Raw genomic sequence first — 13283 nt, 5'->3', positions numbered from 1 at the left:
GAATGAAGGCAATTCACTGGTCTCCAACAAAAAATAAAAGCGCTATCCTAGAAAAAGGAATCCAAATTCAAGATACTTGGATCTCAGCGACACTGGCTACGCCTTTTAAGAATCTAAACAGATGGTGGTTAGATTTTCTTTTGAACGATCAAGAATACTTAGGCTTTGTTTTCGAACTAAACGAGTCTGATTTTCCATTGGTTCATGATCATTGGGTCATAGATACACACAAAGAGTATGATGATGACTATAAGATCATTTCCAAACGAAGGTATACACTCAAAGAAATTCTTAATTCAAATCCCAAGAGTGTTTTTCCAAGTATAAAGCAGCTAAAGAAGAATTATAAAGAAACCATTATTTGTAGAATAGGCGATAGTACTGAAGAAGGTTTGACTCTGGAGTCTTATGAAGAAAGGTTAAGCCTAGGGAAAAAGTATATTCAGAAAAGTAAAAAGAAGGCAATAAAAGATTTTATTGATAACTCGGATTTTATGGAATTTACTTTTGAAGATTACCAATTACTTCTATTTAAAAATATTGCTCCTGAAAGAATCGTAAAAGTTATCAAACCAAACACAAATTATCAGTATAACGAGCTAATGAACGAAATCAAAGAAAGCCTCTGAGATTTTTACTACTTTTAAGCTATGAAATAAGCCTTAGCAATGATTTCTTTTTAATGAATAAAGAAAAGAAGGCGAATTCCATCTGACTAATAGCAAAAATGAAAATCTCCAGATGAAAAAATTAACTACACTTTTATTCGTGGCTTTAGCTACGATCTCTTTGCATGCGCAAGATCTTACCGGCCCACAATTGTTAGAAAAAGCCATTCAATATCATGACCCACAAGGAAAATGGGAAAGCTTTAAAGGTACTTTGTTGGTAACTATGGAGACACCGAACAGTCCTAACAGAGATTCTGAGATCAAGATAGATCTTCCTAACCAATATTTTTATGTAAAAGCTACAAGAGCAGGAAAAACCACAGAATATACAGTAGATAAAGAGAAATGCACCATTTTATTCAATGGAAAAACTCCTACAGAAGAAGAGAAAAAAGCCAATGGATTAAGCTGTGATCGTGCTAATCTGTATAAGAACTATTATTCTTACCTATACGGATTACCGATGAAGTTAAAAGATCCCGGAACACAGATCGATGCTAAGATCAATAAGATCAAATTCAAAGGAAAACCTTATTTGGTTTTAAGAGCTACTTATAAAGAAGGAGTTGGAAAAGACGTTTGGTTCTTTTATTTCAACCCGAAAACCTACGCGATGGAAATTTACCAATTCTTAAAAAATGGTGAGCAAAATACAGGTGAATACATTTTACTTTCCGGAATGGAAACCATCAACGGAATTAAAATGCCGAAAACCAGAGCTTGGTACTATAACAAAGATGATAAATATTTAGGAACAGATATTTTAAAGAGTAAGAAGTAAGAAGTAAGAAGTAAGAAGTAAGGAGTAAGGAGTAAGGAGTAAGGAGAAGGAGAAAAGAGTAAAATGTCATTCCGAACAAAGTGAAGGAACCTTATAATTAAGATCGCTTCTCGCACTGTAGTGTGATCGCGATGACCAATAAAGAAACAATGCCAACCAAAAAGCGAAATATATTTACGCGAATACTCATTTGGAGATACAAGCATATCTCTGAACGTCAGTTTGTATTGGTCTTAAGTATTTTGGTGGGGTTTCTTGCGGGATTGGGAACGGTGATCTTGAAATATTTGACATTGTTCATTCAATCCATTCTAGAAGATGGAATCATCAAAAACTATCACTACTCACTCTACTTTATTTTCCCGATCATAGGAGTTTGGTTGGTCTATCTGATCAAAAAGAACTTTATCAAGAAAGAGATCGGACACGGAATCTCAACTACTTTGTATTCTATTTCTAAACGAAGCGGAATTATAGAGCGATACAAAATGTTTGCCTCCATGATTACCGCACCAATAACTGTAGGGTTTGGAGGATCGGCAGGATTGCAAGGGCCGGCAGTAAGCACAGGAGCAGCTTTAGGATCTAATGTAGCGCAGTTGTTTCATATGAATACCAAAACCCGAATGTTGCTCATTGGATGTGCAACAGCCGGAGCCATGTCATCCATGTTCAAAGCACCCGTAGCAGCTATTGTTTTTGCAATTGAAATCTTCAGTTTAGATTTGGTATTTGCTTCTTTGGTTCCATTATTATTGGCTTCAGTTGCCGCTGTTATTACCTCTTATTTCTTTAGAGGAACCGATGTGCTGTTTGGCTTTGAATTGCAAGAAGCATGGCGTGTAAAAGACATCGCTTTTTATGTATTACTGGCAGTAGGAACCGGAATAGCTTCGGTCTACTTTTCTAAAATGTATTTTTTTATTACCCGATTTTTTAATCGATTTTCCAATGCCTACTGGAAAATAGGAATTGCAGCTTTGGCTATTGGACTCATGCTGTACTTTATCCCTCCTTTATATGGTGAAGGGTATGATGTGATCAACAATTTACTGAATGGAAATACAGTAGAAGCCTTAAGTGGTCTGCAATATGATATTGATATGACCAAAGTATGGACGGTTATTGGAATGTTAATGATCATTGTCGTTTTTAAAGCCATAGCCATGGCTACTACATTTGCTGCAGGCGGAGTAGGAGGAGTCTTTATTCCTACACTTTTTATGGGGAGTGCTTTAGGAAATGTATTTGCCAAGATCATCAATCAATTTGGATTCAATGTTTCCGAATCCAATTTTACACTTATTGGAATGACAGGATTGATGGCTGGAGTGCTTCACGCACCACTAACCGCAATTTTTCTGATTGCAGAAATTACCGGAGGCTATGATTTGTTTGTTCCTTTGATGTTGGTTGCCACCATTTCTTACGGATTTACCAAATACTTTGTGCCCAACTCTATTTATACGGCTGAATTGGCAAAGAGAGGTGAGTTGATTACCAAAGACAAGGACAAGAATGCTTTGATGATGCTAAAGATTGAAAAAGTATTGGAAACCAATTTTGTGGTATTGCATCCAGAAATGACCTTGGGAGAAATGCTAAAAAAAGGAGTTTCTAAATCCAGTCGAAATTTATTTCCTGTTTTAGATGATGAAGATCAGTTTTTAGGAATTGTATTGTTGGACGATGTACGGTCTATCATGTTCGATCAGAGTATGTATGATAATACAACAGTTTCTTTATTTATGAAATCATCACCGGGAATCATTTTCTACGAAGATTCTATGGAAACCATCATGCAGAAGTTTAAAGGAACAGGAGCCTGGAATTTACCCGTAATCAAAGACAAAAAGTACGTTGGTTTTATCTCCAAATCAAAACTGCTAACAGCCTACAGAAACAAGCTAATTGAGGTAACAAATACCTGATCAATTCATATTTCTATACTGCGCCGGACTCATTCCGGTTTTCTTCTTAAATAACTTACTGAAATGTTGAGGATACTCAAACCCCAGGTCATAAGCAATTTCACTAATAGAAAGGGTAGTGCCTAATAATTTGTTTTTAGCTCTGTTGGTAATATGATAGTAAATATGATCCTTGGCATTTTTTCCTGTTTCCTTTTTTAAGAGATCGCTAAGGTAGTTTGGAGACATACTCAATTGCTCTCCACAGTACTTTACCGAAGGAATTCCCAATTCATTTGGCTTTTCAGAACTAAAATAGTCTTTCAATAAAGATTCAAACTTGCTTACAAGGTCTTGATTGTGATTGGTTCTCACATAGAACTGTCGATCGTAATAACGGTTGCAATAGTCCAACAACAACTCAATATTAGAGATGATCAATTTCTGACTATGCTTGTCTATATTCTGCTGATATTCCTGCTCGATCTTACGTACAATATCAGTTAATGTGTGTTTTTCATCATCTGATAAATGCAAAGCCTCATGTACTTCATAGGAAAAGTAGGAGTACTGATCGATATTTCTGCCTAATTCTGATTTACGAATCAAATCCGGATGAAACAACAAGACCCAACCCTTTGCATCGGGTTCGATCTCTTTTGTTTCATTATATAATACTTGGTTGGGTTTGGTAAAAACCATTAGTCCATCTGAAAAATCATAAGAAACACGACCATATCCCATAGAACCGCTGGCACCGTCTTTTAATGAGATCATATAGAGGTCGGAAGTAAATCGCTCACCTCCATATTCAACACTACGTAGATCCTTTAGGTTGATCAAAGAGATCAAAGGATGTTTGGGAGGTTGTAATCCCATGGCTTGATGACATTGGATAACGGATGTTATATGTATGATATCACTCATGATACAATTTCAAATTTTAAAGGGTAAGTTACAGAATTCTTAGTTTTCGATCTCTTGCATTTTACGGATTTGCTTTAGCAAAGTCTTTTTAGGAGTAAACGGAATTGCTTTCATCATCAAAGATTGTGAAAATGTCAAACCGGAAACAACATCTAATTTCCCTTTCAGCATTCCTTCGTACCCATCTTTGGCAACAGAATAGGCACTTACTGTATTTTCAAATAAACCTGTTTTGTCCATTCCTGAAGTCTGAGCAAACTCTGTTTCTGTAGCTCCCGGCATTAAATTGGTTACTGTAATACGAGTATCGTATAATTCTTCTGCAATAGCATTGCTAAAGAAAGTTACATAAGCTTTGGTAGCAAAATATACAGCCTGCAAAGGACCCGGCATAAAGCTGGCGGTAGAAGAAACATTCAAGATCTTCCCACCATTTCTTGCTACAAAATCAGGTAAGAACAAACGTGTCAAAGCAGTCAATGCAACTACATTTAAGTTGATCATAGAAAGATCTTGCTCCCACGCTCTTTCATGAAACTTTCCATGCCCTCCAAACCCTGCATTGTTGATCAGGTATTGAATACTGATGCCTTCTTGACGAATCTCATCATAGATTTCCTGAGGAGCGTTAGGTAAGGTCAGATCTTTAGCAATTACTTTGGCCTTTACCTTGTATTTGTTTTCCAGTTCTTTTTTCAGATTGTTCAATTTATTGGCTCTTCTGGCAACGATGATCACATCACCACCATTAGCTGCATGGATTCTAGCAAATTCAGACCCAAGTCCGCTGCTTGCTCCGGTAATTAATGCTGTATTTTTCATGGTAAAATTGTTTTTTAATTTGTTGATACAAAGGTATTTGTAAGAGAGAGGCTGGATGTATACATTTTACTGAATCATGTATATATTTTACATGCCTTCTTTGGTAGCTAATGCATTGATATCCTTATTGAATAAGATCTTTAGCTCTATAGGTTCTAGGATACTTCGAATCATGGCTATACCTATGTTAGTGGTAGTTGTAATATTCTTCGATCGTTTCATCAGTGGAAAGAAAGGACGTAAAATAATATAGAAGAACTGATACCAACTAGTTCTTGATTTGATACCTTTTTCAGGAACAATAGCACCGGGTCTAAAAGCATAAGCATCCAAAAAGCCTTTGGTAAAAATCATATTTTCAGTTTTTCCTTTTACTCGAGCCCACATAGTCCTGCCTTTTTCAGTGCTATCAGTTCCTGTTCCGGAAACGTAATTGAACGTAAATTCCGGATTCAAATCAAACAAAATATCAACTAATTTCTTTGTCATGTCGTAGGTAACATGAGTGTATTGAACTTCACTCATTCCCATAGCCGAAACACCCATGCAATGAAAACAGGCATCATAACCTTTTAACTCTTCAAAAACCGTATCAATTTGCATAAAATCATTGAGTAAGACTTCTTTTAGTTTAGGGTGTTTTATGTTTACAGAGGATCTGTTAACAACCAAAATTTGAGCAATATAGGGACTCTCCAGACACTCTAATAAAACACCCTTTCCAACCATTCCTGTTGAGCCGGTTACGATGACTCTTTTCATGATATATGATCTTAAAATTTATATTACAAAAGTATGTTGGTTTGAGAGTTGAAAAGTATACCAATTACTGAATCACGTATACATTTTACAGCGTGTTTTCATTTTGTTAGGAAGTTAATAAACCACCAATTTTCCTTGAAGGTGATTGTAGTAAGTATCATGAATTAGAGGCCTTGATCTCGCCTGAATAAATTTTAATATTAAAGGTAGAACTTTTTGTAGCTTTGTGCTTATGAAATCATTGTTAAAAATACTCTTCGTTATTTTTGTGATCTGGATGTCTGTAGGTGGTTATTTAGAATATACAGAGCACCCCAAAGGAAAAGTAGTAATGGGATTAGGAGTTCTGTATTTAGCATTCATTCTAATGCCTATTTTTATCTACTGGAGATACCGAGATGGTAAATACAAAAAATACGTGATCAAAGACGATCTTTTCTTTCCCAAAAAGAAAAAAGAAGAATAACTATTTCTAACTTTTCATTTCTTCTCAAAAGGGTAATGGTTATTTCGATTTAGAGACGCCCTGTTACAAAGATTTTCTTTCGACTTTTTCCTTTCAATACCTAGACTACCTTAGCGGGCTAAAAATAAATTGAAATGAAAAAAATTGCTGTACTTACGTTTGTATTCCTGTTAGGAATGTCAAATAGTTTTGCCAATGAAATTGGTAAAGAAGAGAATCCCATAACAACCCCAAAAACATTAAGAGACCAAGTGGTAAAACTTTTAGAAGGTTATGACGGAGCTCCGGTAAAAGAAAAGACTAGAATAACATTTTTGGTCAATAAAAAAAGTGAGATCGTTGTACTTACTGTCAATACAAAAGATGATGCTATAGACAGGTATGTAAAAGGCAAACTGAATTATCAAAAAGTAAAAATCCGGGCAAAAGAGGTAATGAAACTTTATGTGATCCCTATCAGAATTTTAAAAGATAAGGCCTACAAGAAATCATAATGTTCTCTTCAAAAAAGAAACAAAAGAAGAAGGAATTACAATTTAGTAACACGTCTTTTTGATAGGTTTTTGTTAATAATTGCAAAAAGAATTATGACTGCGTAAAGGAGGGAGTTTCACATTGAAAAATGTGTATTGTTTCCTTGAAAATGCTGCTGAATTTTCAATGTAAAGTTGTTGTAAAGTATTGCAGTTTTCTTGTTTAAATTACTCAAAAACAATCTTTTCCTAAACTGCTTTTTTTTATAAATCTTAGGTTGTAATCTACTTTTACAGTGGTTTAAAAAAACAAATAAAACAAAAACCCTAAGAAACAAAAAAATGAAAAAATTAGCTGTATTAATTTTTGTGTTCGCAATGAGCGTGACAACTACTTTTGCCAACAATGAAGATGACAAAAGAAAAGAAGAAAGAGCCCTAAGAACTCAAATTGTACAATTGTTAGGAAACTACGAAAGTAAAGAAACTGTACAAGCAGAGGTAAAATTTATGATCAATAGAAAAGGAGAGATTATTGTTTTGTCTGTTGAGTCTGAGAATAAAAATGTTGATGCTTACATCAAAAGTGCGTTAAACTATAAAACGGTTAGTAAGAAAGTTGCAAAACGTATGAGAATGTACATCGTTCCATTAAAAATTGTAAAAGCTTAACTCTTTAGAGTGTAATTAGTCGAGTTTGTGTTGAGCCTCAACGTAGTTGGGGCTTTTTTTATGCGTTACATTTAGATTTCTTACTACCTTTGCCGCCTATGATAGAACAGAAGGAAGCGATATCGGAAAAAGCAGTTTTGATCGGGGTCATTACTCAGCATCAAGATGAAACTCAATCTGAAGAGTATTTAGACGAGTTGGAGTTTTTAACTTTAACAGCCGGAGGAGTGGCTGTAAAACGTTTTGTGCAAAAATTAGACAAGCCTCATCCCAAAACTTTTTTAGGAACAGGAAAGCTGGAAGATGTGAAGGCTTATATTGATACGCACAATATTGGAACCGCTATTTTTGATGATGAATTGTCTCCTGCACAGTTGAGGAACATAGAAAAAATTCTCGATTGTAAGATTCTTGACAGAACCAATCTGATCCTAGATATTTTTGCACAAAGAGCGCAAACCAGTTCAGCAAAAACTCAAGTAGAATTAGCGCAACACCAATATTTATTACCTCGTTTAACACGTCTTTGGACTCACCTTGATAAACAAAAAGGGGGAATTGGAATGCGTGGTCCCGGGGAAACAGAGATTGAAACAGATAGACGTATCATTCGTGATAAGATTTCTTTGTTAAAGAAGAAGTTGGTAACCATTGACAAGCAAATGGCTGTACAACGTAAGAACCGCGGAAAAATGGTTCGTGTGGCTTTGGTAGGATATACCAATGTGGGAAAGTCTACTTTGATGAATGTAGTGAGTAAGAGTGATGTGTTTGCAGAAAACAAATTGTTTGCTACACTTGACACAACTGTTAGAAAAGTAGTGATCAAGAATATTCCGTTTTTGATGACTGATACCGTAGGATTCATTAGAAAACTACCTACACAACTGGTAGAATCCTTTAAATCTACGTTGGATGAGGTTCGAGAAGCAGATTTGTTATTACATGTAGTAGATATTTCACATCCAAACTTCGAGGATCATATCGCTTCTGTAAATAATATCTTACAGGAAATTGATAGTGCAGATAAGCCTACAGTAATGGTCTTTAATAAGATCGATGCTTATACACATGAAACCATTGATGAAGACGATTTGGTTACAGAAAAAACCAAAGCGCATTACACATTAGAAGACTGGAAGCGTACCTGGATGAATGATCTTGAGAAAGAATCGATCTTTATTTCTGCGTTGAACAAAGACAACCTAGAAGCATTTAAAGATAAAGTGTACGATGAAGTGAAGAAGATTCACATTCAGCGTTTTCCTTATAACGACTTTTTGTACTACGAATACGAAGGTTAATCTTTATTGAAATCTTCTTTAAAATCATCAATAATTCCTAGTCGCTTAGCACGGCGTTCCCAGCTTTTTCTGGCAAGTAATTGAAGATCTTCAATATTATCGCTTTCATCCATGATCTCTAAACCTAGTAAGGTTTCTATCATGTCTTCTTGTGTGACCAATCCGCTTACAGAACCGTATTCGTCTACAACCAAAGCAATATGCTCACGTTGATCGATCAATTGCTCAAATAAATTAGGAATAGGTAAACTTCTATTGGTAACCAGAATTGGACGTTTGATCTCACTTAAAGATTGATCACCTTTTCCATTGATAATTGCCTCCAATAACTGATCCTTTAAGAAGTAACCGGTAATATTATCAGGATTTTCACCATAGATAGGAATTCGTGAGAAACGTAGCATTGGGTGCTCATCAAAGAACTCTTGTATGGTTTGAGTTTCATCAGCAGTTTTTAATACAGTTCTTGGAGTCATAATATCCTTAACCTGAACCTCCTTGAAGCTCAATAGATTTTTGATCACCTTACTTTCCGATTCTTGGAAAACGCCTTCCTGTTCAGCAATATCGGTCATGGCGGTAAAATCTTCTCTGCTAAGAACAGAACCATGTCCTCCTTTACCAAAAAGACGAGTAAACAATTGCAATACCCAAAGAATACCGGTCCATTTAAAGAAGAAAATTAGTGCAGAAAGCGTTCGAGTGGTAAACCCTGCCAGCTTTTTCCAATGAGTAGCACCTATGGTTTTAGGAATGATCTCTGAAACAACCAAAATTAGAATGGTCATAATTGCCGAAACAATACCCACTACATTTACTCCCAGGATCTCAAACTTATAAGGCAGTTGTTCTGCCTGTACACCTACTAAAATGGCACCTACCGTATGAGCAATGGTATTTAGTGTAAGAATAGCGATCAAAGGCTTATCAACATCATTTTTGATCTTCTCTAGTGTTTTTGCATACGATTTACCTTCTGTAACTTTTACATTGATAAATGTTGGAGTTACACTTAGCAATACAGCTTCTAGAATAGAACATAAAAAAGAAAAGAAGATCGAAATGATTGCGTAAAAAAGTAAGAGTCCCATTGTTATAATTTGGTTGGATAAAGATATTTAAAAAAGCAAAATAAAAATGTCATTTCGAATGAAATGAGAAATCTCTACTTTTTTTAATAGATTTTTCACAGTCGCTCGAAATGACACCAGAAAGTTTTTATAAATTTTAACTGCTAGAAAATATAGTTCACACCCAATCCAAATACTTCTTTAAACTGAACTCTGCTCGAAGCATTATCATCAACAATCATGTGAAAGTTCAAGTTGGTAGATAAGTATTTGTTGATCTGCATCACAAAATTCAATTGATAGTTTACATCAATATTTTGAGCATCTTCTAAATAATTAGAATAAGCATTTAAGATGTTTTCTACAGTTACATTCTCCATCAAAGTAGCTTTGTAATATAAAGCACCATAGAAACCTAATTCGTAACGAGAAGTTTTCCCCGGATCAGTTCCGTACTGACCTGCAAATTGATCGCTTACAAATGTAGCTTTTGTTGTAGCCGGAGAAAGATGAATGTTAAAGTTGTCTGATTTTTTATATACCATTCCAGGACCTATAGTTACATAACCCGGAGCAAAAAAGCTTGAAGTCTCAGTTCTAGGAGTGGTAGAATAGTCATACCCTGTGGTAAACTGACTACGAATGTTTAACAAAAGTGAATACGACCAATTGTTACTTGCTTTTTTTCCTAACAAAGAGTTGAACTCAAACTGATCATCTGTCTTTCTTGTTCCGGTTCCGCTAATATTGCTAATACCATACTTAGTGATGATCTTATTATCCCAGCTCCAATCTCCTTTTTTGTAGTTAAAATCGTAGTTGATGCTCACAGTTCCAGAAACAGAATTCTCTCCTCCTGCGATCCAGTTAGAAAATGATGATTGATTAAATAATAATGTAAAAGCCCCCTTTTTTGTCCAATTTGAAGTAGAATCTACTTCTTTTTCCTGCGCATTGATTGACACCCCTGCCAATACAAAGCATAATACAATAATTCTTTTCATATATGTACCCATAATATGGGCACAAAAGTACTACTTTAAATTTTGTGGAAGGTATAATTAACACCTACACCGAAAAGCTCTCTAAACTGAACTCTTGTTGAAGCATTTGTGTCAGAAATTGTATGTAGTGTAAGGTTCATAGACAAATATTTGTTGAGACTCACATACAAGTTCATTTGGTAATTGACATCTACATTTTGAGGATTGTCCAAATAATCAGCATACAAAGCAATGATGTTTTCCATGGTAAGATCTTTCATCAATTTAAACTTTAAATACCCAGAAAGGTTGAAACCCATACTGAAGTTTGATGTCTTTCCCGGATCCGTTCCATACTGACCTGCAAAACGATCACTAACAAAAGTAAAACGAGCGGTTCCCGGAGCGATGTTGATTCTCAAATCTTGAGATTTACGCCATAAGATTCCCGGCGCAAAACTCAAATAAGCCGGAGACAAAGCGTTTGACACTAACAATTTTGGATCTTTCGAATAATCGAAACCTTTGGAAAATTGAGAAATAAAGTTGTTGAAGAAAGAAAAATACCAATGACCTCCTGCTTTGTAACCCAAAACCGAGTTGTATTCAAAACGATCATCTGTTTTTCTGTACCCCTGACCACTAACATGACTTGATCCGTAGGAGGAAATGATCTTGTTATCCCATTTCCATTTTCCTTTTACGTAGTTGAAATCGTAATTCAATCCTAAAGCTCCTGAAACAGTGTTGTTTCCCCCGGCAGACCAATTGGTAAAGGAAGATTGATTGAATAAAAAAGTCATACGACCATTAACTGTCCATTTTTTAGGAACTTCGTTTTTCTTTTTTTCTTTGTCTTCTCTCTCTTTAATGGCTTTTAAAACCTTATTAATAGAGTCGACCTTTTTGGTCAAAATAGCTTTGGTAATGGAATCCGCCTTACGAATAGAGTCGTTTGTTGTTTGAGCAACTCCAAGAGTTGACACAAAAACAAAAATCAAAATAAAGGCTCTCTTAGTAGAGATCATTTTTAGGTGTTAGTTGTTGTTATAGTTGGCAGGGTGATCACAAAAATAATACCAAATGTTAAAAAACAAAATTATTTTTTTGCCTTATACAACGGAACGGTTGAACAAGCTTCTCCGTACATGATGTTTTTTGCTACGGGTTGAATGCGTTCTATTAAAAATGAAAAAGCGGAAGGAGGAATAGGTTTGTTGGCACAACCTTTAATAATAATAGGCTTGCCGGTGTACTCGGAAATGTCTAGATTTTGAATGACTTCTTGATAAATAGAAGTTTCTAATAGCTCAAGATTACCAACAACAACTTTGGTAGCGTACGGAGCTAATTCTGTAGAAAGTAATAAATAAGCCCAAGAAGGAATAATGGCATCTTCAGAACAGGTAAGCGCAATATAGGAATCTTGATATTGAGACCAATCGTGGTTTTTCACATGATCTCTAAAATCTTTTTCTTTTAAAATGATTCCTTCAAAAAGCCAGTCTTTGATATCGAAGAGTATTCTTTTCCCTTCCGGATAGAAATCTTCCAGATCTATATTGATCAAAGGACTTTTTGCAACTCTATTTACGATCTCATCAGCCATAATTTTTATGCTTAAAGCATTCCGAGTTCTAATTTAGCCTCTTCACTCATCATATCTTGAGTCCAAGTAGGATCAAAAGTAATCTCAACTTCTGCATTGTTGATCTCTTTTAACGTTTTTACCTTTTCTTCTACTTCTACAGGTAAAGTCTCGGCAACCGGACAGTTAGGTGATGTCAAGGTCATTAGGATCTTAGCATCATTTTCATCATTTACAAAAACGTCATAGATCAACCCTAATTCGTAGATATCAACCGGAATTTCCGGATCGAAAATTGTTTTTAACACACGTACAATTTTATCTCCTATTTCTTGTACTTCTTCTTCAGTCATGATTTCCTAATAATTAGATTGCAAAGATACGATGAATTTCAGGAATTAGCCTGTTGTGCAATAGCATATAATTTGATCTGCTTAAGCATAGACACCAAGCCGTTGGCACGAGTAGGAGAAAGATGCTCTTTTAATCCTATCTCGTCAATAAAATGAGTGTCTGCAGCTAAAATATCCTGTGGAGTTTGATCTGTAAATACTCTTAGCAAAAGAGCAACCAAACCTTTGGTAAGTATGGCATCGCTATCAGCTGTGTATTGTATTTTATCACCTGCCAACTCAGAATGTAGCCAAACTTTAGACTGACAACCTTTAATGATGTTCTCTTCTACTTTGTATTGCTCGTCGATGATAGGAAGAGATCTTCCCAATTCGATCAAATGCTCATAACGCTCCATCCAGTCTTCGAAGAAGGCAAACTCCTCAATAATTTCTTCCTGTATTTCTTTAATTGTCATTTTTAAAACTTATTTTTGCTCTTTCTAAAATATCGTTGCAAAA

16 protein-coding genes are annotated in these 13283 nt (G+C 35.3%); 7 read left to right on the top strand and 9 right to left on the bottom strand.

The features are described from left to right. Positions 1–2 precede the first annotated feature (2 nt). The 3 genes from ACFSRZ_RS04320 to ACFSRZ_RS04310 all read left to right on the top strand — a co-directional run bounded on the left by ACFSRZ_RS04320 (position 3) and on the right by ACFSRZ_RS04310 (position 3383). Positions 3–629: a hypothetical protein gene (locus tag ACFSRZ_RS04320; protein ID WP_379665289.1), complete on the top strand. Its 627-nt coding sequence runs from the start codon at positions 3–5 to the stop codon at positions 627–629. A 112-nt stretch (positions 630–741) separates the two neighbouring features. Next, on the top strand, positions 742–1452 hold the full coding sequence (locus ACFSRZ_RS04315) for a DUF6503 family protein (RefSeq protein WP_379665288.1): 711 nt from the start codon (positions 742–744) through the stop codon (positions 1450–1452). Between the two features lie 149 nt (positions 1453–1601). Next, on the top strand, positions 1602–3383 hold the full coding sequence (locus ACFSRZ_RS04310) for a chloride channel protein (RefSeq protein WP_379665287.1): 1782 nt from the start codon (positions 1602–1604) through the stop codon (positions 3381–3383). Here ACFSRZ_RS04310 and ACFSRZ_RS04305 read toward each other — a convergent pair whose 3' ends face one another. The 3 genes from ACFSRZ_RS04305 to ACFSRZ_RS04295 form a co-directional block, all read right to left on the bottom strand. Beyond that, complete coding sequence (locus ACFSRZ_RS04305) at positions 3384–4289, bottom strand: helix-turn-helix domain-containing protein (protein ID WP_379665286.1); 906 nt, start codon at positions 4287–4289, stop codon at positions 3384–3386. Between the two features lie 39 nt (positions 4290–4328). Beyond that, positions 4329–5111 (bottom strand): SDR family NAD(P)-dependent oxidoreductase, encoded by a 783-nt coding sequence (locus ACFSRZ_RS04300; RefSeq protein WP_379665285.1) that lies wholly within the window; start codon positions 5109–5111, stop codon positions 4329–4331. A gap of 87 nt (positions 5112–5198) precedes the next feature. After that, the gene (locus tag ACFSRZ_RS04295) at positions 5199–5873 is read right to left on the bottom strand and encodes an NAD-dependent epimerase/dehydratase family protein (protein ID WP_379665284.1); all 675 of its coding nucleotides are present in this window, start codon (positions 5871–5873) and stop codon (positions 5199–5201) included. Positions 5874–6105: 232 nt separating this feature from the next. Here ACFSRZ_RS04295 and ACFSRZ_RS04290 point away from each other — a divergent pair, with 232 nt between their 5' ends. The 4 genes from ACFSRZ_RS04290 to hflX all read left to right on the top strand — a co-directional run bounded on the left by ACFSRZ_RS04290 (position 6106) and on the right by hflX (position 8788). Continuing rightward, positions 6106–6339, top strand: coding sequence for a hypothetical protein (locus ACFSRZ_RS04290; protein ID WP_379665283.1), 234 nt, complete (start codon positions 6106–6108; stop codon positions 6337–6339). Between the two features lie 134 nt (positions 6340–6473). Then, complete coding sequence (locus ACFSRZ_RS04285) at positions 6474–6833, top strand: hypothetical protein (RefSeq protein WP_379665282.1); 360 nt, start codon at positions 6474–6476, stop codon at positions 6831–6833. A 321-nt stretch (positions 6834–7154) separates the two neighbouring features. Then, on the top strand, positions 7155–7484 hold the full coding sequence (locus tag ACFSRZ_RS04280) for a hypothetical protein (RefSeq protein WP_379665281.1): 330 nt from the start codon (positions 7155–7157) through the stop codon (positions 7482–7484). A gap of 98 nt (positions 7485–7582) precedes the next feature. Beyond that, complete coding sequence (hflX, locus tag ACFSRZ_RS04275; protein WP_379665280.1) at positions 7583–8788, top strand: GTPase HflX; 1206 nt, start codon at positions 7583–7585, stop codon at positions 8786–8788. Here hflX and ACFSRZ_RS04270 read toward each other — a convergent pair. The 6 genes from ACFSRZ_RS04270 to ACFSRZ_RS04245 all read right to left on the bottom strand — a co-directional run bounded on the left by ACFSRZ_RS04270 (position 8785) and on the right by ACFSRZ_RS04245 (position 13240). Continuing rightward, positions 8785–9879 (bottom strand): CNNM domain-containing protein, encoded by a 1095-nt coding sequence (locus ACFSRZ_RS04270; protein ID WP_379665279.1) that lies wholly within the window; start codon positions 9877–9879, stop codon positions 8785–8787. The genes hflX and ACFSRZ_RS04270 overlap by 4 nt on opposite strands. Positions 9880–10022: 143 nt before the next feature. Beyond that, positions 10023–10862, bottom strand: coding sequence for a DUF3078 domain-containing protein (locus tag ACFSRZ_RS04265; protein ID WP_379665278.1), 840 nt, complete (start codon positions 10860–10862; stop codon positions 10023–10025). A gap of 35 nt (positions 10863–10897) precedes the next feature. Beyond that, positions 10898–11869, bottom strand: a complete 972-nt coding sequence (locus ACFSRZ_RS04260) for a DUF3078 domain-containing protein (RefSeq protein WP_379665277.1) — start codon at positions 11867–11869, stop codon at positions 10898–10900. Between the two features lie 71 nt (positions 11870–11940). After that, a complete protein-coding gene (locus tag ACFSRZ_RS04255; protein WP_379665276.1) occupies positions 11941–12450 on the bottom strand; it encodes a DUF2480 family protein in 510 nt (169 codons plus the stop codon). An 11-nt stretch (positions 12451–12461) separates the two neighbouring features. Further along, a complete protein-coding gene (locus tag ACFSRZ_RS04250) occupies positions 12462–12782 on the bottom strand; it encodes an iron-sulfur cluster assembly protein (RefSeq protein ID WP_379665275.1) in 321 nt (106 codons plus the stop codon). Between the two features lie 38 nt (positions 12783–12820). After that, positions 12821–13240 (bottom strand): SufE family protein, encoded by a 420-nt coding sequence (locus tag ACFSRZ_RS04245; RefSeq protein WP_379665274.1) that lies wholly within the window; start codon positions 13238–13240, stop codon positions 12821–12823. Between the last annotated feature and the right edge of the window lie 43 nt (positions 13241–13283).

This window comes from Pseudotenacibaculum haliotis (assembly GCF_042684245.1).
Lineage (GTDB): Bacteria > Bacteroidota > Bacteroidia > Flavobacteriales > Flavobacteriaceae > Polaribacter > Polaribacter haliotis_A.
The sequence above is the reverse complement of the archived record's forward strand: the minus strand, read 5'-3'. Positions and strand labels throughout refer to the sequence as shown.